Raw genomic sequence first — 17,868 nt, 5'->3', positions numbered from 1 at the left:
GTGTCACACTCTCCCGCCAAGAGATATTCTCTTTTTTAACTGAAACAGCCAACGCCGATTTGGTAGTGCAGTTAGTACCGCAAATGTCGAAGAAAGAGCCTACGCTCTTACAAGATGATGCGCTAGCTAACGCGCTAATCGAAAAAGTAGCGAAGCCATCTTTCACCCAGTTTGTTTTTTTAGAAGGCGCAAGTCCCCAACTGCAAACCCATCTAATAAACGCCCATTCAGACGTATCAGATTTACAGAAACTAGCTAAGAAAGTGTTAGATGATGCGCTTACAAAGCAGATTAATGCACGTATTGATGCTATCAAAGAGGCTGCAAAGCGCCCAGTGGAGCTTAAAAAGCAGCTCACTCTGGGACTTTCAAAATATCAGGCTTTACTCGACAAATCAGATGTAGAAACCATTGATGAAAAGCGCAACGAACTTGAGAGCGAATTGACTGGGCTGTTTGCTCAAATTGACTTACTCACTTCAGAAGAACGCGCTGATTATGAAGAAAAGCGCGCGCGTATTGGTGAGCAGCTCGAGCGATATTTAAGCCGTATCCGCCCAGCATGGGAAGAGAAGCAACAAGCGTCGCAACGTGCTAATACCAGAGCATTGTGCGAACAGCAGCTTACTTATGCCAAGGAGCAGGTAGCTTGGTTGTACAATAACAGGCTTTGTGAAGCGACGCTTGCTGATGTTGCTACGGTTAATGAAAGCGTGCGCGGTGTTGAAGCAACGCTCGAACAGCTAGCGCGTCTCGATGATGAATCTGCAACTGATAAGCGAATTACACAGATTAAGCGCTCTGTCGACGAACTAAACGACCAGCTTGATCGCTTCTCTATGCAGCAGCAATACGGCCAAAAGCTACTGATAAAACTTCAGGCGCTCGAAGACATTGCCGCTAAGATCGTTTCGGCAAGCGATAGCGAGTCGGACAAAGATACCCGTGATGTGAGCGTTGAAGAAGCTAGCGCATCGACTGAGGATTTGAGTCAGGTAAATGGTGGCGACGCATTGCAAAGCAGTAGTGTAGTGGCTCTTAAAGCGGAGTTTGACGAAGCACGTCAAGCGTATAAAGCGCTTAGTCGCGAAATCGATGCCATTCCTAAGGCGTTGTCTAAACGTTTCAACGCAGCGACAAGCAGTGTAAATGCCAAAGAGCGTGCTCAAAAATCCAAAGAAAATGAGCAAGTAAAACACATTAGAAAGCACATTAGCGTTATCGATAACTTAATTGCTCAGGGTAAATTCCGCGTTGCTATTTCAAAATTTGCAAAGCTTCAGGAAAGTTATGCTGCGCTTCCTGGTTCAGCGAAAAAGTATGTAGAGAAGCGTTTTGAAAAGACCGCTGGTGATGTGTCGCGCTTAGAAGGATGGCAGGATTACCTTGCTGCGCCGCGCAAACCCGCTCTTGTAGAAGAAGCAAAAGCGTTAGCCAGCGCTGATGCAGAAAATATTAAGCAAAGAAGTGAGGCCATTAAGTATCTGCGTAAGCAATGGTTATCACTAACACCGTCATCGTCAACGAGTGAAGAAAGTAGTGATGACGCGTTGTTACAGCAGCAATTTGATGATGCACTTGAAAAGGCCTTCGAGCCTTGTAGAGCGCATTACGCGAAGTTAGATGCACAGCGGGCTGCTGCGCGTGAACAGCGTATGTCGATTATCGCTACCGTTAAGGCAATGGACATTAACATGCCGGAAGCCGAGTTAGTGAAAGTTTTCGATAGAGTGTCTAAACAGTGGCACGCTGCAGGTCAGGTTGAACGTGAAATTTATGAACAGCTGAAGCAAGAATGGAAGGCGGTATCATCGCCCATTCAGGCTAAAGTAAATAAATGGCAAAGCGACAACCAAGCCCAAAAGCGTGCGTTAGTCACCCAAGCTTGTCAACTTGCTACGGTAGAAGATGTTGCTGGCGCTGCCGACAAAGCTCAGCAATTGCAAAGCCAGTGGAAGCAAATAGGCCATGCAGGTAAACGTGAAGAGAGTAAGTTGTGGGCAGAATTTAAAGCTGCCAATGACACCGTATTTGAACGTTTAAAAGCCGAGCGGAAAGTACAGAATAATGCATTTAACGCGTTAGTAGATTCGCTACTCAAGCAAGTGGAAGCTGTTGACATCAACAGCGATGATGTAACGTTCAGTCAATCAATAAGCGACGTTCGCGCTCAGTTAACCGACTTGCCTAAAGCGCAACGTACGAAAGTAGATAAAAAGATTGATTCACTTGAAAGTAAGCGCGCGGCGCAAGCGAAAAATGCACAATCTCAAGCCCGATTGGCGCGAGCTCAGGCTCTGATTTCTTTACTACAGCTAAGTGTAGGTGAGGGAAGTGGTGATGAGCAATCTCTAGCGGAAACGTTAGGGAAGCGTTGGTCAAGCGTATTGGGTCAGTCAACTGGAAATAAAACAACTCAGCACGATAGACAATGGTTGACGGTAGCATTAGAAGTCGCAACTGGTATGCCAAGCCCAGATGCAGACGCATCTATACGCTCTAGCGTACAGCTACAAATGATGACATCTAAGTTGGAACAAGGCGAAGCGGCAACAGCTCCCGACATTCTTGCTGACTGGTTATCATACGACTCGATAAGCGAAGAAGATAACCATTTGCTGCAACGAGTTGTTTCAGTTATTGATACTCATCCTGAAATTGTTGCTTAAACGGAAAGCCTAAATGGAAAACAGTGTTGAGTTTCAATTTGAAACAGAAATGTCTGCCTATCGCTTTTTGAATACCGTGAAGCATATTGACGCAGAAGGGTTAAGAGTGAAGTTCGGGCGTACGGATCATCACGTGAGTGTAAAATACCGTTACGGCGTAGGTGAATTTGATTCGACGCTATCTACACTAGACGATCTTGCTCGTGAGTTAGGTGGTGAAGAAGTGTCTTAACTAACCAGTTAGGTCAAACCACGTCGACTGTAAACACAAAAAGGGCCAGACAATTGTCTGGCCCTTTTTTGATAAAAACGTGATTAACAGTCTTTATCTTCAGCGTCTACGCCTTCTTTCACATCTTCACAAGCGTCTTCAACGGCATTACCTGCATCGGTAACAATTTCGTCTAGCTCTTCGCCTGCGTCTTCCGCTTCACCGTCACCGCAAGCTGCTAGTGATAGTGCAAATGCTGATGCTACTAGTACCTTTGATAAGTTTTTAAATGAAAACATATCCTTACTCCTTTTTCCTATTAAAATACTTCTAACTCTTAGGCTCTTGGTGCTCTACCACGTAACGCATTTGCGATAAGTGAGATTACGAGCAACGCGATAAACACAAAGAAAAGAAACTGTGCGATACCTGTTGCTGCACCTGCGATGCCTCCAAAACCAAAAACTGCTGCAATAATGGCGATGATAAAAAATGTGATTGCCCAACCTAACATAACTAAATCCTCGTATTGCTTCCGTTACTTTCACTTTAACTAATGCTATCTTTGTGCCTGTTTTTTTAAGTTATTGAAATATATTGATATAATTTAATTTTTCTCTGGTTGTCAGGCCGTATCTGCAGGCAATTAACGTCACGATTACACGTACGAATGCATTTTTTACATGATTGAGTAAGGCCCTAGTCACCCAACTTTACTCTTTGTGTGTTAAGGGCCTTTGGCTGGAGTTATTTTTTGATTCTTACCAGCTTCCGAAGAATGTGAGAGCAAGGTTGTGGTTTGTTATGGCGTCTGAATTGGCGCCTGGCGACGCAATATGATTATGTAAGTATCCCATCTCGACGCGCCATTTCTTGTTGAGGTGATAGGCCGGTCCCACGTAAAGTCTATTTTGATCAAACCCGCTATTTTGGCCCCAGTCTGTGTCGTTCAAAGCCCAAAATACCTCGTCCCACACGACTATTGACCATTGCTCATTTAAAGGTTTCGACCACCGTATAAATTGTCTAAACCTATAGCCTGTATCATCGCCTTCATCGCTCCTGAATCGCTGCTCCAAACGACTTCTACCTGAAATGGTACCGCCCATAAATTTGCTTAATGAATACGTGGCTTGCTGCCACACCCTGTCTTCTTCAATTGAACCGCTGTCTGAGTCTATCGTTACTCTTGCAACACCCAGCCACAAGGTCGTATCGCTTGAAAGTTTATAGCCGACACCGGGACGAACGATAGAAACGCCTAGCCGAGATGCGTCGTCTTTAAAGCGTAAATGACCGTCAAACCAAAATTGCCATTTACCTTTATCATCGGCATTTCCAGTGAGTGCGAGGGCATTCCAAGATTGAAAATCTGACTCGGCGTGTGACTTAACGCCGGCTGTCATCGCCATCGCAAGTAGTAAGACGCAACGCGTCATAATTCGTTTTGCGCACATAGTTTTTCTCGTTGAAAATAAAAAAGAGGCAAAGCGAAAGGGAAGGGACGCCTTGCCTGCAAAGGGAGAGTGTTTCGCCCCTCACACTTCCTAAGAATGGAGGGGCAATGGCCTATCTAGTTACCGTTTGGGTTGTAAGGTAACGAAGATTGGTGAGCAACAATACGCAGGTCGCCGTCACTATCTTTGACATAGGCAAACGTGTATTCCACCTTCGTTTCGCCACCTTTTGTATCAGTAAAGAAGTAGTTGCCCATCGCCACGGCCATGCGACAGCTGTTGTTGATAATACCCACATTATCGAATTTCACATTTGTGTATGGCTTTATAGCAAAGCCTTTGTCCTCTTCGTAAGCGTCATTACCGCCAACAAAGTATGAAAGCGCAGCATCGAAGCTTGAACGGAACTGGTCGTTAGCTGCAAGCGTTGGTTTAAACAGTACGCTGCTTAAATCGTAACCATACATAGCTTGGATGAAATCTGCGGCTTCGCCAGAGTAATCACCATCATTGCTAAATACTGCACCAATTCGCACTATGCCGTCGCCCCACATCTTTTGTGCCGTTACCACTTCTCGCTCAGTAATACATTCGTCGGAATAAAGTAATGCGTTGTCGAGTGCTTTAGCTTTTAACGCCGGAACATTCGAACTAGCTGAATGCTCCATCTGCGGTTTTGCCACTGCACTGCAACCTGTCACCAACATTACTGTAGCTGCTACAAGAGTAGTTTTTGTCATTAACGTGCTTAGCTTTCTCATCGCCTGACTCCTTAGTCATTTGCAAAATAAATATGTGCTATTACCTGATTCAATTGCTTAGAGCAGTACCGCTACAACGTTGTTGCTAGAGGTTTATAAATCTGCTCTGCAGTTTATGGGTTTAATGATAGCGAGCTATGATGACGGAGACTTTTGTACAACATTAATAGAAGATTAACGGGTCATTAAAAATGCAAGAAGCACTTCAGAAGAATGGATAACAGCTATAAATTAGAGTCTATAGACTAGAGGCTATAGATTAGAGGCTTTAAATTAGAGAAAAGGGCTGTGATAGCAGCAGTGTCATCGACTTTTTCAAGAAGAAACGAATATGACACCGCCCAAGTTTGTAGAAAAGTGAAGAATGCAGTTAGCCTGTGGACTGCTAGCCACAACAGAAAAGTAATAAAGACTATTGCACAGGTTGTTGGCTTTGAACCATATTACGGTTTTGCTTATGTGTTTGAGCGATGCTTTTCAATAACTGCAACTAGGGCCTGAAAAGCATTTCTATTAAAACTGATGTTTCAGAGCATTAGTGAGCGGCAAAACGCTCAGCTAGTTGCCATTTTTTGGCTCCAGAGGCTCTGATAGTACCTCTAAGACAGTAAAAGCATTTTTACCTAGACGCGTTTTATCATTCGCCATCATTACATCAATAGTAAAGTAGATGTCGTTAATTTGAGTTTTCACAACGTCGCTTGAGCTTGGGACGGCCATAGGCTGTGCCACTTCATCGCAGCCTGACATAGTGCACTGCCTGTCTGTTTGAAATGCCACGGGCTCTTCCTTGTTCGCCATAACTTCTCGCGCAACAACTGGCTTTTTATCCACGTTGGTTTTAACAATAGCTAAATAGGTAAAGCCTTGCTTTTGAGCAATTTCCGCTGCTCTGTAAAGGGCATATTGCTGTACTTTATCAGCAGGAGTTTTGTCTGTTGCCTTAAAAAGAACCTTGTATTCGTTCTCAGAAATTTTTTCGCTCGAATAGCCATAGGCAGCTTTGGAACTCGCTGACTTATAAGGGGTAGGGGCTGCTACAGGGGTCGATGAACAACCTACTATTGCAAGGCTAAACGCCACACCAACACAGGCAAGCGTCAAACGACTTTTCTTCATATTTTTTTTGTTGTTCATCTCACATATTCCTTAATACTGTGATCATTGAAATAACGACAATAGCGCAGTCCTACTTATTGCCATTAGGGCTTGATTGCGTTTTGCTTTGGGTTTTGCATCTACCGCACCCTTGTATGCGCCAAGGGTTGCGATGCCAAGCAATGTTTCAGGCTTTCCCATCATCAGTTTACATTGCCTCTTTGCTTGTGTAAGTGCAACATCTGCATGATGTTTTTGCGAAAAATAAGCATGCTCTTTCTGTGCTATATCTTTCATATTCGATTTTAAAAAAATGTTCATCTCTTTTCCTCATTATTGGCCGTGATTTATTACGCAATGGTAAGTGTGTTCACTATCCGAAAACCCGTCGCCACGTTTGAATGAGTCTGCTAAAGCTCAAGTAATTAAATGAATTTTGTGCAAGTTTAAATAAACAAAAGGCCGCAACACTGTTAAACACCAACAACAGGAGTGGAACTACCACATAGCTAACGCCCACACTATGAAGTATAGCGCCAATAGCGATGTTTAAAATGAGCCAACATACAGTGCCCACCGCAAATGCCGCTAAGCATGCAAAGACTGTAACAAAGAAACTCTTTTTAATGAGCATCAATTCACTGTTAGTGAGCTCTAAAAACGCTAAACCCTGCGCTTTTCGCTGGGTAAATGCTTCAGAGAATGCCGAGAAGATATCCGAAAACGATGGGTCGGGGTAATTCTGTTGCGTCGACTTGTGTTGCGTAGAGTGTTCAGAGGCTGCTGATGCAGCGTTAGCATTGTCACCGTTGCTTTTAACATTAAGATTCGCCTGCGCCGCGGGCGGCGTCAGGCGAAAAGGATTTTCTGTGCACAAATTGTACTTTGCTCTTCGAAAATCAGGTACAGTCATCGAATTACTTCTTACGTAAAAGTGACGTCACTAACATTCCTGCTGCGAATGCGATACCCGCTGTCGCTACTGGGTTTTCAATGGCATATTTACGTACGTTTGACGCCTGCCATTTCTGCTGCGCCAGACGCTTTCTCGCTGACATGTTCTCTGCAGACGATGTAGCAGTGCGACGAATGTTTTCCTCCGCAATGCCTGCACTGTCTGCTAACTTGTCTACTGACGCATGAAGAGAATCTTTCAGTTGATCCGTTACTGGGTGACTCGGCTCAGCCACGCTGTTTGTATCGTTATGTTTAGCTGTTTGCGATTTAACTGAAGCTTGTGTAGCCATAATACTCTCCTTAATATTTTAGGTTCATATAGGTAGCTGCAACTGATATACCAAATTATTATCTTACTGTTTTATATGATTTATTTTTATTTTACTATTGTTGCGTGAGGTGCTTATGTGCAAGTCTCACACACTGTTGTGTCTTACGTCTGTAATATTTTCTTGCTCTTGATGATGCGCTGCTCAACCTCCGACATTCGGTACAGGTTGGCAGCGAAATAATTAACTTTTCAGCCCACTACCGAGGCTAAATCGTCTTTAGTGACAGGTTTGAGCAGTGCACTGTTGATCCCTATAGTTGTCATCGTTTCGGAGTCCGCTTCGTGGCCGCTTACAATAGTAAGGATGGCATCTGGTAGCTTTTTCTTGAGCTCACTCGCTAAGTCGTAACCGTTATAATCGGGAAGGGTAAGATCCATAAGAATGTGATCGAAACGTTGATTTTCTGCAGCCTGTAATGCTTCAGCACCGCTGTACTGAGTAGTGACCGTATGACCTAAGTGGGAAAGAAACAATTGTAGTAGCTCCGCCGCATCCTCATCGTCTTCAATCACAAGTATATGCTTATTGGCAGGCTGATCTGAATTACCTTTTGAATCAGTAGACTGGATTTTCTGCTCTGCTTGCCCATTATCTGCAAGTCCTCGATAAGCGGTTTCGTCCTCTGGAGCGTGCGGCTTGTCTATTGGCATGTCTGCAACTTGTGCCTCCACGTTGGTAAATGTGACGTGATTACCTGGCGGGAGGTATTGCGAAAGCAAGTTAGCCAGTGCAAACCGGTCAATCGGTTTTCCAATTACGTCGTTAAACCCTTCGCGAATTAACGATTCTCTTAAGCCTTTGCGGCTTGCTGCTGTGACGGCTATCACTGGGATATCCTGCCCATGTCGTCTAATCGCATGTAGGGCTTCTATGCCATTCATCACTGGCATATGAATATCCATTAAAACGAGGTCGAAGGGCTGGTTGTGTTCATCCGCCTGCAACACGGCTTCCAGTGCTTTTACGCCATTTTCAGCGTAGCTAATGTCAGCTTGAGATTGACTCACAAGGTGGCCGGTTAGACGTCGAATTTCTCGCAAGTCATCAACAATTAATACGCGTCCAGTCACGTTTAAATTGATGCTACTAGACTCGACAGGTTGAATTTGGCCTAATTCAAGATCTATACGAGGCTGTTCAGAAACATCGCCAGGGTTTATATCAAATGTAAATGTGCTGCCTTCTCCTAAACGAGACTTAACATCAATGTCGCCGCCCAGTTTAGTGACAAGCTCTTTGCAAATGGCAAGTCCAAGTCCTGCTCCGCCATGATTGGCGCGCATTACATCTTCTATTTGTTCGAAAGGCTGAAAAATATTGCTGAGCTTATCAGGCGGCATGCCGATACCTGTATCATCTACAGAAAATCGCAGCAGTGTTTGACTCGAATCTTTTTCTGACGGCTCGTCGAGAGAGATGGTAAGCGTGATACTGCCCTTGTCGGTAAATTTCACGGCATTCGAAATAAGGTTCAACAATACCTGACGCAGGCGGGTAGGATCTGTGTGTATAAACTCTGGTATTTTTGTTTTTGAAACAACGTTAAGGCTTAGTCCTTTGTCTTTGGCATTCAAACGCATTAATGAGTGAATGTCCGTCAAAAACGCGCTTAAGTTCACTTCCTTAATGTTGAGTTCAAGTTTCTCTGCCATTATCCGCGACATGTCTAGCAAATCATTGAGTAGGCTTAACAGGTGCTTGCCATTAGAGTGGATAATAGATAACTCTTGTTGAAAAGGGCTGTTTCTCGCATCGTCTATAAGCAGTTCGGTGTAGCCAAGAATAGAGGTGAGGGGGGTGCGCAGCTCATGCCCTAAATGCGCAAGGAACTTATCTTTGGCCTTGTTCTTTTGCTCTACTTTGTTCCGCTCAATTCGCTCGTTCTCGATGTCACGACGAACCATGGCGTATCTAATCGTGCGCATAAACCGCGGTGATTCAATTTCCGATTTTTGCAAATAGTCTGCGGCACCTGCTCGCATGACCATTTCATCCACCGTAGCATCCGATTGTCCGGTAAGTATCACCACGGGTAAATTGAACTGGTTAGATTTTAAAACACCCAATACATCAATCGCGTTCTCTGCACCCAGTAAGTAATCTAACAAACACAGGTCGAAACTTTGTGTCTTTAATGCTTCCACTGCGTCTAAGCTATTCGTCACCCACGTCAACTCAAACGTAGGTGACTCGCACTGTGCTAGATAGTCAGAGGTTAAGAAGTAATCATCTTCATCATCCTCTACCAATAAAATTTTTATTACCTCTGACATCTAGTACCTCGTTTACCGATGGGGTATTTTTGAAACTTTATTGAGTAACATGTTTGGGTTGTCAAAAATTCAACTAACCCTTATTTGTTTACTCGTGTGGTAATTCTACGAACTCTATCCAGTAACGTCCGAGCGCGCGCATTAGTTCAACCAATCCTTCAAAGTTCACTGGTTTTGTAATGTAAGATGCGCAACCTAGATCATAACCGCGTAGCATATCTTCCTCCTCTTTAGAGGTTGTGAGAATTACCACTGGGATACTGCGAAGCTTGGGGTCGTTTTTCAGTTCTTGCAGCGCCTCTCTACCGTCTTTTCTTGGCATGTTTAAATCTAGTAAAATAAGACTAGGTCGCGGTGCCGAAGCAGGATCTGTGTATTTACCTTCATGACGAAGAAACTCTAATAATTCAACGCCATCTTCAACACAAAACAGATTGTTTAGAACGCGGCTTTCATTGAGCGCGTCAACCGTAAGTAAGCGGTCGTCTTCGTCATCGTCCGCCATAAGAATATTGATAGGCTGAGTTTGTTTACGCGTCATTGTGTGTTTCTCCATTATTGTTGTTAGAACCAAACGGTTCACTATTTTTGGGTATTATTATCGAGAACGTTGCCCCTTTTCCGGGAGAACTAACTGCGGTTATTTGACCGTTGTGCCGTTCTACAATACGACGACAAACGGCAAGCCCAATACCCGTACCTTTGTATTCACTTCTACCGTGAAGGCGTTGGAAAGGGGCAAATATTTTTTCAGCAAACGATTGCTCGAACCCTATACCGTTGTCTGATACGGTTATTTTTGTCCAGTCGTATTCTTCAGCAAGCAGAATGTCTTTCGTTTCTTCTTCCGTCGCGTCTCTTGCAGATATCGTTACTTCAGGTCTCACTCCCTCGCTCTGAAATTTCAGTGCGTTAGACACTAAGTTTAAAAACAGCTGCTCTAATTGCGATTTGTCACCGCGAATAGTCGGCAAATCGCTAACATTTATTTGCGCAGACTTTTCATCGATAGCGATTTCCAAATCGCCCATGATGCTATCCACTACGGTGCCTAGATTAACGTCGTCAAACTCTTTACCTCGTGTGGAAACGCGAGAAAAGGCGAGAAGATCTGAAATAAGCATGGACATCCGCTCTGCTGCATTGAGCATGCGCGCAAGATAATCTTTGCCACGTTCGTCTATCACATCGTTGTAACCCGATTCTAAGCGGTTACCAAATGCCCGAATTTTTCTTAATGGTTCTTGCAGATCGTGTGACGCCACAAAGGCAAAATCTTCCAACTCTCTATTACTTCGTGCTAATTCGTCTGAATAAACACTTAACTCTTGCGTTCTATCTGCTATCCGAGATTCTAGATCTTCGTTAACAGACTCTAGATTAGCTTGATACTTCTCATGCTCACGGGAATTTATTTTGAGCAATAAAAATACCGTAATAATCAGTAGCAGAGTCGTTGCAGAGGAAATGATAAGCGTATTAACAGAGTCCCTTCTTAGGCTCATTAAGTTGGCCAAATGCGTGCCTTGCATATCCCGTTCTGAATCGTCGATTTCTCTAAATAAGGTTTCAAACTGTTTGTAGAGTTTTATACCCTTATCACTGTTCACTAAAATGACAGCTTGTTGCTCTTTCCCTTCTTTATACAGCTCAACTATTTCAATGACTTCATTGATTTTTGCTTTGGTTAAAGACAAAAGTTCTTCGATGCGGATGGACTGGTCGTTAATATCTGAAGAGAAGGAGCTTACTTCTACCTCATCCATTAATTCGCCGATTACGCTCAACGTTTCGGTGTAGTCGGTAAGATATTCTTCATCGCCAGTTAGCATATAGCCGCGCTGACCAGACTCCACGCGAAGTACAGCAACGTGAAGGCGGTTAACTGCATTGATAACACGGTTCGTAGTGAACAGCCGCGCTTCCAGAGCAGAAAGGTCATTCAATGTATTGACTACGTAAAATGAATTAGCAGTTATTACAATAATGACCAGAACAACTAAAATTATCCAACTGTATAGTGAAGACAATACTTTAGTAATCATTTACTTAATCCGAAACATTGCCACTTAACTCTGATGTCATTTCAGCAAGAGTATGGCTGCAGTCTTTAGCACTGCTTATTATTTTATCCAACGCAACCAATGCCTTTTCAGGTGGAACGTCACCGTTTAATGCCATTTTTACTAGCTCAGCTTGCATTGATATTCTGTTTAATGGTTTGCGTGCATCATGCACATAAACATTTAGTCGAGAAAGTTCTTCGCTAGTCATGCCCAATACCTCTTACTTAGTCGTCTTTACTTAAGTCACCATATGCATGAAGACGGTTGTAAAGCGTTTTTGTACTAATTCCCAGCATTTCTGCTGCGGTGGTCTTATTGCCATTCACTTTTTCCAACGTGGCATAAATTAGCTCTTTTTCCACGTCTTCAATGGTTCTACCAGCTTGAAGTGCCGGTGTCGTGCTCTGTTTTTGAGCGAAGGGTGACTCAATGGTTTTTGGTAATTCAATCTCACTCTTTTCAGGGTCGCTCATAATGGCAGCGCGATGCACAAAGTGTCTTAGTTCACGCACGTTACCGGGCCAGTCGTAGGCTTGTAACGTATCGAGTTGACTATCTTCCCACTTAAATTGCGAGCCATTATCTTTATTGAATTCTGCAATAAAGGTTTTTGCTAGTAATGGAATATCTTCCTTTCTTTCGCGTAGCGGAGGAATGGTGATTGGGAACACCGCAAGTCTGAAGTAGATGTCTTCGCGCAGTACTTTGCTTTGCGCAATCTCTTCCATTGTTCGGTTCGTGGCAGATACAACGCGGCAGCTCACCGGGATGGTCTTCGTTCCGCCCACACGAATAACAACCTTGTTTTCTAAAACGCGGAGTAAGTTGGGCTGCATATCAATGGGCATTTCTGTGATTTCGTCCAAAAAGAGCGTGCCGCCCTCAGCTTGTTCGAAAACACCTTCTTTACGTCCTACAGCGCCGGTAAATGCTCCTTTTTCGTGACCGAAAAGTTCGCTACCTATTAGTTCTTTTGAGAATGCACCACAGTTGGTTGCAATATAGGGACCTTCACTTTCTGAAGCACGATGAATTGCGGCAGCCACCACTTCTTTACCTACACCGCTTTCACCAAGCAGCATTACGTTAGCGCTGGTTTTACTCACTCTAGAAATCAGCTTGTAGAGCTCTTTCATAATTGGCGATTCACCAATCAGCAAATCAAAATGTTTCTCTATTTTTTCTTGTGCAGGTGCTTTTTCTTTTGGCTTTTGACTTAATACGGCCTCTATTTCCTCCCGTTGAATTGGCTTAACAAGGTAGTCGACCGTGGGGCCACACAGACCCTTTATCACGCTTTTCACAGAAGGGTGACCCGTTATCAAAGTAACGCGAGGGCGCTTAGGAAGTGCATCTAATTCATTGAACAAGTGCGCGCCGCTTCCATCGGGTAGCATGAAATCAAGCAGTACATGGTCAAAGGTTTCTTTCTCTAACCAATCGCGGGCTTCTTTGAGTGTGGCAGCGGTAAGTACTTCGTGGCCAAGAAATTCGATGATAGTACAAGCTACTTCTGTGAACTCGGCGTCGTCATCAACTAAAAGTACGGTAAGCACGTGGATGTCCCTCTCTTCTTTCGTTTCCTATTCAGAAAAAATATGGAATAGAATCAATGTTATAGTTTTATCATACGCTATTAACAACTGAATGCTAAAGCACATATTTAAAGTTTATTTATACGCTGGTTTAAATCGATAAAGCGTAAGCGCATCGGAAAATATCTAAACGCTTCAAGCAATCCGGAAATCTTGAACACTTACCTTGATGCCAGAGATAGTCGGTTGCGCTACCTTCTAATCTATCAACTCTTTGCGATCAGCGGTACACATCGCGCTAAAGTACAGAATGTCTATATCTGTTTTTGTTTTATTAGGTGATTTTATTTTACTTATCAGGGGCATTTGCAAAAAGTATTCCTGTCTTTAACACACCGTCACATGCAATCGATGGCATATTTTTCGCACGATTTAACTGTCTAAAGTTACTTGCAATTTCACTATGGCAAATCGACTAGGTGCGAGAAATGTATATTAATTAGGCGAGAAGCCCGTCTAACTAGCGCGACGTTCGCAGGTAATGTGATATCAAAGGAATTGAAGATGTGGGGAAAAACAGCTGTAAGATCAATGACCTTATACGAGTTGTTGGGGAAAATGCAGCCGCGAGCAAGACAAGATAAGTTCGAGTTTGCTGAGTTTTGGGATGTGATGGAGAAAAGGGGCTTTGGACCAATGCTGGCGCTGCCATCTTTTATCGCTTGCACACCGATTGGGGCCATCCCTGGGATCCCATCTTTAGCGGGTGGGACGATTTTACTCATCGCGTTGCAAATTTTACTCGGTCGTAGGCATCCTTGGTTACCGCAAAAAGTGATGCAGTTAAACTGTGACGCCGATCAGCTTCGCTTCATTGTCGATAAAGTTAAACCGTATGCAGTACGCGTAGACCGCTTTTTAGTTCCTCGGTGTTTTTTCATGCGCCAGCCTGTGTTCAGATCACTCATCGCATTGTGCTGTGCAGGTTGCGGATTTGTAATGATTCCACTGGAGCTTATTCCCTTTATGGGGCTTATTCCCGCTTTTGCTGTTTTTATTATGGCAATAGGCATGTCCACAGACGACGGTGCTGTGGCGTTAGTTGGTGTTTCGTTATCGCTATTTGGCTTTATACTTGGGTTTGAACGCCTTGCAGTCGCGCTAAGTTGATGCTCTAACTACTCAGTACACGAATCGAGCATAAAATCTGACGATGGAAGGTTCATTGTTTGATATCGTAGCTCGCCAATAAAAGCACGGGCAGCTGGTCCCAACGTATCGCCGTCTTCGAAAGACAAATAAAGGAGCGCCTTACGCAACGCTGCATTATTATCGAGGGGAAGGGGAACGAGTGTACCGTCTTCTAGCTCATCTTTAATTATTGCGATAGGCAGCCACGCAAAACCCAATCCCTGAGTAATAATATCTAATGACGTTCTAACGTGGCTTACGGTCCAGCGCTGCTCTGCACCTAACCAGCCCACATCAGCTTTACGCTCCGCGGATGAATCCCTTACCACAATTTGACGATACGCTTTTAAGTCTTCCAGTGTGAGCGTTCTATCCAATTGGTGCAATGGATGGTCGGCGTGAGCGACAGCTGCAAATTCAATTTCGCACAAGTCTTCGCTAAAGCCATTAGAAAACGCGAAAGGAGAGATGCCTAAATCAACTTTACCATTGCTCAAAAGTGAATTTGCGCCACTGAGTACAGTTTCTTCTATCTCGATACGAAGGAGCGGGAACTCAGCAGAAACTTTCGCTAGCACGTTATAAAGCAATTCAGACGGGAAAATAATATCCACCGCTATGCGTAAAGTTGTTTCTGTGCCAGATTTAAGGCTATTGGCAACGGCCTCGAGCTTGTGCGCTTCGCTAAGCAAAAAAGAGGCACGGCGATACATAAGTTCACCTTGCGGCGAAAGCTGGACTTTACGTCCAATATTCTCAAACAATGACACTCCAATGGCGTTTTCAAGCTTTTGAACCGCGTGGTGAACGCTCGATTGACTTTTGTGAACTTCAGTAGCAGCTTGATTAAAGCCGCCTGCATCGACGACGGCTTTGAACATTCGCCATTGTTCTAACGTAGATTTCAGCATACAGCGCCTTAAAACTCTTAATTAACGCTACTTATAGCATACGCGTGGTTAAGAAGTCATTTCTGGTTTACTTGATTTATCGTGGGTACAGGGCATGTCACAACCGAAACGTTCTCATAGCCCATCTTTATAAGTTGCTCTGCAGCTAGTTTTGCTCGAACGCCCGACGCACAGTGAATATAAAGTGGCGCTGAAGCATCTTTAAACTGTTCCAGTGCCTTCATTTCGAGCACGCCGCGTGGTATGTGAAGCGCAGAAGGTACGGGCTGATTGGCAACTTCGGCACTCTCTCGTACATCAATCAATATACCGCTATTGATTCGGCACTCACTGGCCGCTTGCTCCGCAGATACAGTGCGTAAGTTCACGTCTATGTTTTCTATTCGAGTCTTCATGTCTATAAGCATATTTTTCCTTTTTGCCTAAACTTAGTTGAAATAAGTAAAATCTAATATATTGATGTCAGCGTAATAAAACAATGTAAAATACGGCGATTCGTCGCATAAATTGGCAGGTCGGCAAAATGCCTTATACTTTAGTATAGTAAATGGCTAAATTGGTGCCGAAATACTTTACAGATAGAGAGTGCTTATGTCCGAGGATATGGTAATAGGTTCAGATGATATAATGGAACACGCTGCGGAAGCCGAGATCTTCCTTAAGCAATTCGCGAATAAAACACGCCTTATGGTGCTTTGTTCGTTGCTGAAAGAGGAAAAATCGGTAACCGAACTTCTCGAAGTTGTTAGCGTCTCGCAGCCAGTGATTTCTCAGCACCTTGCTTTATTGCGAGAATCAAAGATGGTGGCCACAAGAAGGCAAGGTCAAACTATTTACTACCGCTTAGCAGACGAGCGCGTCAAGCGCTTAATTGCTTTGATGTACGAATTTTTCTGCGAATAATCTTCTTTTTGCATCCTAAGCTACAATGTCCGCCTTCAACAACGGACATTGTAAAATTCCTAACTAAAAATTACCATCAATGACACTCTTCGGTTATTAATTTCCGTTTTTGTTCAATTGCTCGCAAAGCATAGGCACATAGCCTTCTTCAGATATTTTTTCACTTTCCACTTCAGGTCTATCAACCAATTCGTCGTGACTTAAATTCACTACTACGCTGTGCGCCGCCCAGTCGATACTTTCAATATCGCTAGGTAGAAGTGCGAGATGTTTACCACCCGGAAGCCAGTTGTTGGTATCTACCACTAGCATGATTATCTTCCAGCTCTCGGTGTCAATGACGAAGTTACTGATGTGGCCCACGTTATCTGTGGTTGTAGCTACTTCATATCCACCAACTTCGCCCACTGCTCTTAGGTGGTTGGTGCTTTTTTTCGGGGTTTCAGTTTCAGACTCTTCAGCGCGTTGTAATTCGACCAGTTCATTTGGATGTGCGAACTCTCCCCATGCTCCTGGACCAATCCAATAGTATCCGTAACCAAAATATTTGAAGAGGTTTTCTTCGTATTCACGTGACACAGGCTTATGTTCGTCAATAGAGGGGCTGTTTTTCAATGTATCAACTGTCATATTGATATGAACAGACTCACTATCTTCATCTAGCTGTTTGACAGATATAGGTGATATTACCACTTTGCGGCTAAGCGGTAGCCAAGTATTGGTATCTGCGACCAAGTAGCGAACAGTGAAGGTTTCGTCGTCGAAAAGGATATCGCGGATGCCGCCCACTTTGTCATCAAGGGCATGTATAGAAAAGTGAGTAAGCTGTTTTGAACTAATGATCATCGTTGCGCCTCCTTTGCATGGGCTCGTTTTTCAGAATGAAATGCACAATTCACTGCACATCACTCTGTATTACTACTAAGTGTAGACAGTCCTTAATGTTTCTTCATTTTGTTCTTGTCTGAAGTTGATTGAGATCATTTGTTCAATAACAAAAAAGCTCGCCGGAGCGAGCTTTTTAGTAATGATGTAGCATTATGCTACATCGAATTCTTCATCAGAGTAATCTTCATCATAGTCTGACTGGTTACTCGCACTGCTGTGAAGGGTGTAGAAGTGCTTTTTGCCCCTTGCTAATCTGACGTATTTCGCCCAGGCTTTTTCTAGGTTATTGCTAGCTTCAACTTTACCTGTAACGAATTCGACGAAATGTCTCTCATCATCACTTTCAGGCGACAACTCGCCATTTTCAAGTCCTAGCAGTGTTTTGCCGTAGTGGGTTAGAAGATCGGCTTCAGTAATACTGAAGTCACCTGATTTACGAAAACCGTATGGAAACTTCTGACGGTCAATATAAGGTTTTGCAGATTGTCGAATAGCTAAACTTTTCATGTTGTACCCAACGTAATGTTTTGTTCAGCGCACTTTTAAGATAATTAAAAACGAAGATAAAACAAAAGATTTTTCTCTTATCAATAAAAAATTTTTAACGGTATAAAAT

21 protein-coding genes are annotated in these 17,868 nt (G+C 43.6%); 4 read left to right on the top strand and 17 right to left on the bottom strand.

Going from position 1 to position 17,868, the window contains the following annotated elements; all coding sequences use genetic code 11:
* Both BIZ39_RS17025 and BIZ39_RS17020 read left to right on the top strand, forming a co-directional pair.
* The coding region (locus BIZ39_RS17025) for a DUF349 domain-containing protein (RefSeq protein WP_187447541.1) at window positions 1–2,669 on the top strand (2,669 nt) is incomplete at its 5' end.
* Between the two features lie 13 nt (window positions 2,670–2,682).
* Window positions 2,683–2,901: a hypothetical protein gene (locus BIZ39_RS17020; protein WP_014949834.1), complete on the top strand. Its 219-nt coding sequence runs from the start codon at window positions 2,683–2,685 to the stop codon at window positions 2,899–2,901.
* Between the two features lie 83 nt (window positions 2,902–2,984).
* Here the strand turns inward: BIZ39_RS17020 and BIZ39_RS17015 are convergent, their stop codons facing one another.
* The 13 genes from BIZ39_RS17015 to BIZ39_RS16955 all read right to left on the bottom strand — a co-directional run bounded on the left by BIZ39_RS17015 (window position 2,985) and on the right by BIZ39_RS16955 (window position 13,380).
* Window positions 2,985–3,179: a hypothetical protein gene (locus BIZ39_RS17015; protein WP_014949833.1), complete on the bottom strand. Its 195-nt coding sequence runs from the start codon at window positions 3,177–3,179 to the stop codon at window positions 2,985–2,987.
* Window positions 3,180–3,217: 38 nt separating this feature from the next.
* The gene (locus tag BIZ39_RS17010; RefSeq protein ID WP_014949832.1) at window positions 3,218–3,394 is read right to left on the bottom strand and encodes a DUF1328 domain-containing protein; all 177 of its coding nucleotides are present in this window, start codon (window positions 3,392–3,394) and stop codon (window positions 3,218–3,220) included.
* A 247-nt stretch (window positions 3,395–3,641) separates the two neighbouring features.
* Window positions 3,642–4,337, bottom strand: a complete 696-nt coding sequence (locus BIZ39_RS17005) for a DUF2490 domain-containing protein (RefSeq protein ID WP_187447540.1) — start codon at window positions 4,335–4,337, stop codon at window positions 3,642–3,644.
* Window positions 4,338–4,453: 116 nt separating this feature from the next.
* Window positions 4,454–5,098, bottom strand: a complete 645-nt coding sequence (locus BIZ39_RS17000) for a hypothetical protein (protein WP_014949830.1) — start codon at window positions 5,096–5,098, stop codon at window positions 4,454–4,456.
* Between the two features lie 558 nt (window positions 5,099–5,656).
* Entirely contained in the window at window positions 5,657–6,235 is a 579-nt protein-coding gene (locus BIZ39_RS16995) for a CC0125/CC1285 family lipoprotein (protein ID WP_049587615.1), read from the bottom strand.
* 24 nt (window positions 6,236–6,259) lie between these two features.
* A complete protein-coding gene (locus BIZ39_RS16990) occupies window positions 6,260–6,517 on the bottom strand; it encodes a hypothetical protein (protein ID WP_014949827.1) in 258 nt (85 codons plus the stop codon).
* 52 nt (window positions 6,518–6,569) lie between these two features.
* The gene (locus BIZ39_RS16985; RefSeq protein ID WP_049587617.1) at window positions 6,570–7,109 is read right to left on the bottom strand and encodes a hypothetical protein; all 540 of its coding nucleotides are present in this window, start codon (window positions 7,107–7,109) and stop codon (window positions 6,570–6,572) included.
* 4 nt (window positions 7,110–7,113) lie between these two features.
* On the bottom strand, window positions 7,114–7,443 hold the full coding sequence (locus BIZ39_RS16980; RefSeq protein ID WP_049587618.1) for a hypothetical protein: 330 nt from the start codon (window positions 7,441–7,443) through the stop codon (window positions 7,114–7,116).
* Between the two features lie 230 nt (window positions 7,444–7,673).
* Window positions 7,674–9,758, bottom strand: a complete 2,085-nt coding sequence (locus tag BIZ39_RS16975; RefSeq protein ID WP_049587619.1) for a response regulator — start codon at window positions 9,756–9,758, stop codon at window positions 7,674–7,676.
* Window positions 9,759–9,846: 88 nt separating this feature from the next.
* Window positions 9,847–10,299 carry a response regulator gene (locus BIZ39_RS16970; protein WP_049587620.1) on the bottom strand — a complete coding sequence of 151 codons (453 nt, stop codon included), beginning with the start codon at window positions 10,297–10,299 and terminating at the stop codon, window positions 9,847–9,849.
* Window positions 10,289–11,803: a sensor histidine kinase gene (locus tag BIZ39_RS16965; RefSeq protein ID WP_049587622.1), complete on the bottom strand. Its 1,515-nt coding sequence runs from the start codon at window positions 11,801–11,803 to the stop codon at window positions 10,289–10,291. The genes BIZ39_RS16970 and BIZ39_RS16965 overlap by 11 nt, the downstream gene beginning before the upstream one ends.
* A gap of 4 nt (window positions 11,804–11,807) precedes the next feature.
* Entirely contained in the window at window positions 11,808–12,032 is a 225-nt protein-coding gene (locus BIZ39_RS16960; RefSeq protein WP_049587624.1) for a hypothetical protein, read from the bottom strand.
* Window positions 12,033–12,048: 16 nt separating this feature from the next.
* Window positions 12,049–13,380 (bottom strand): sigma-54-dependent transcriptional regulator, encoded by a 1,332-nt coding sequence (locus tag BIZ39_RS16955; RefSeq protein ID WP_014949820.1) that lies wholly within the window; start codon window positions 13,378–13,380, stop codon window positions 12,049–12,051.
* Window positions 13,381–13,923: 543 nt separating this feature from the next.
* On the opposite strand from BIZ39_RS16955, the gene BIZ39_RS16950 reads away from it, so the two are divergent.
* Window positions 13,924–14,529: an exopolysaccharide biosynthesis protein gene (locus tag BIZ39_RS16950; protein ID WP_061486031.1), complete on the top strand. Its 606-nt coding sequence runs from the start codon at window positions 13,924–13,926 to the stop codon at window positions 14,527–14,529.
* Between the two features lie 8 nt (window positions 14,530–14,537).
* Here the strand turns inward: BIZ39_RS16950 and BIZ39_RS16945 are convergent, their stop codons facing one another.
* Together BIZ39_RS16945 and BIZ39_RS16940 are read right to left on the bottom strand one after the other, a co-directional pair.
* Window positions 14,538–15,461 (bottom strand): LysR family transcriptional regulator, encoded by a 924-nt coding sequence (locus BIZ39_RS16945; RefSeq protein ID WP_049587627.1) that lies wholly within the window; start codon window positions 15,459–15,461, stop codon window positions 14,538–14,540.
* Between the two features lie 56 nt (window positions 15,462–15,517).
* On the bottom strand, window positions 15,518–15,868 hold the full coding sequence (locus BIZ39_RS16940; protein ID WP_187447539.1) for a rhodanese-like domain-containing protein: 351 nt from the start codon (window positions 15,866–15,868) through the stop codon (window positions 15,518–15,520).
* Between the two features lie 184 nt (window positions 15,869–16,052).
* Between BIZ39_RS16940 and BIZ39_RS16935 the strand changes: the two genes are divergently transcribed.
* Window positions 16,053–16,364 (top strand): ArsR/SmtB family transcription factor, encoded by a 312-nt coding sequence (locus BIZ39_RS16935; RefSeq protein ID WP_053103822.1) that lies wholly within the window; start codon window positions 16,053–16,055, stop codon window positions 16,362–16,364.
* A 96-nt stretch (window positions 16,365–16,460) separates the two neighbouring features.
* Here the strand turns inward: BIZ39_RS16935 and BIZ39_RS16930 are convergent, their stop codons facing one another.
* Window positions 16,461–17,210 carry a PRC-barrel domain-containing protein gene (locus BIZ39_RS16930; protein ID WP_049587631.1) on the bottom strand — a complete coding sequence of 250 codons (750 nt, stop codon included), beginning with the start codon at window positions 17,208–17,210 and terminating at the stop codon, window positions 16,461–16,463.
* Window positions 17,211–17,402: 192 nt separating this feature from the next.
* The gene (gene maoP, locus BIZ39_RS16925; protein WP_049587633.1) at window positions 17,403–17,759 is read right to left on the bottom strand and encodes a DUF413 domain-containing protein; all 357 of its coding nucleotides are present in this window, start codon (window positions 17,757–17,759) and stop codon (window positions 17,403–17,405) included.
* Window positions 17,760–17,868 lie beyond the last annotated feature (109 nt).

Source organism: Alteromonas sp. BZK5, assembly GCF_014349115.1.
Classification (GTDB): Bacteria; Pseudomonadota; Gammaproteobacteria; order Enterobacterales; family Alteromonadaceae; genus Alteromonas; species Alteromonas macleodii.
Note: the sequence above shows the minus strand (reverse complement) of the source record. Positions and strands in the feature narration are given on the sequence as shown.

Bases quoted from the DNA above. Each gene is read 5' to 3' on its own strand.
- BIZ39_RS17020 (WP_014949834.1), top strand. From the start codon at position 2,683: ATGGAAAACAGTGTTGAGTTTCAATTTGAAACAGAAATGTCTGCCTAT.
- BIZ39_RS17015 (WP_014949833.1), bottom strand. From the start codon at position 3,179: ATGTTTTCATTTAAAAACTTATCAAAGGTACTAGTAGCATCAGCATTT.
- BIZ39_RS17010 (WP_014949832.1), bottom strand. From the start codon at position 3,394: ATGTTAGGTTGGGCAATCACATTTTTTATCATCGCCATTATTGCAGCA.
- BIZ39_RS17005 (WP_187447540.1), bottom strand. From the start codon at position 4,337: ATGTGCGCAAAACGAATTATGACGCGTTGCGTCTTACTACTTGCGATG.
- BIZ39_RS17000 (WP_014949830.1), bottom strand. From the start codon at position 5,098: ATGAGAAAGCTAAGCACGTTAATGACAAAAACTACTCTTGTAGCAGCT.
- BIZ39_RS16995 (WP_049587615.1), bottom strand. From the start codon at position 6,235: ATGAACAACAAAAAAAATATGAAGAAAAGTCGTTTGACGCTTGCCTGT.
- BIZ39_RS16990 (WP_014949827.1), bottom strand. From the start codon at position 6,517: ATGAACATTTTTTTAAAATCGAATATGAAAGATATAGCACAGAAAGAG.
- BIZ39_RS16985 (WP_049587617.1), bottom strand. From the start codon at position 7,109: ATGACTGTACCTGATTTTCGAAGAGCAAAGTACAATTTGTGCACAGAA.
- BIZ39_RS16980 (WP_049587618.1), bottom strand. From the start codon at position 7,443: ATGGCTACACAAGCTTCAGTTAAATCGCAAACAGCTAAACATAACGAT.
- BIZ39_RS16975 (WP_049587619.1), bottom strand. From the start codon at position 9,758: ATGTCAGAGGTAATAAAAATTTTATTGGTAGAGGATGATGAAGATGAT.
- BIZ39_RS16970 (WP_049587620.1), bottom strand. From the start codon at position 10,299: ATGACGCGTAAACAAACTCAGCCTATCAATATTCTTATGGCGGACGAT.
- BIZ39_RS16965 (WP_049587622.1), bottom strand. From the start codon at position 11,803: ATGATTACTAAAGTATTGTCTTCACTATACAGTTGGATAATTTTAGTT.
- BIZ39_RS16960 (WP_049587624.1), bottom strand. From the start codon at position 12,032: ATGACTAGCGAAGAACTTTCTCGACTAAATGTTTATGTGCATGATGCA.
- BIZ39_RS16950 (WP_061486031.1), top strand. From the start codon at position 13,924: ATGTGGGGAAAAACAGCTGTAAGATCAATGACCTTATACGAGTTGTTG.
- BIZ39_RS16945 (WP_049587627.1), bottom strand. From the start codon at position 15,461: ATGCTGAAATCTACGTTAGAACAATGGCGAATGTTCAAAGCCGTCGTC.
- BIZ39_RS16940 (WP_187447539.1), bottom strand. From the start codon at position 15,868: ATGCTTATAGACATGAAGACTCGAATAGAAAACATAGACGTGAACTTA.
- BIZ39_RS16935 (WP_053103822.1), top strand. From the start codon at position 16,053: ATGTCCGAGGATATGGTAATAGGTTCAGATGATATAATGGAACACGCT.
- BIZ39_RS16930 (WP_049587631.1), bottom strand. From the start codon at position 17,210: ATGATCATTAGTTCAAAACAGCTTACTCACTTTTCTATACATGCCCTT.
- maoP (WP_049587633.1), bottom strand. From the start codon at position 17,759: ATGAAAAGTTTAGCTATTCGACAATCTGCAAAACCTTATATTGACCGT.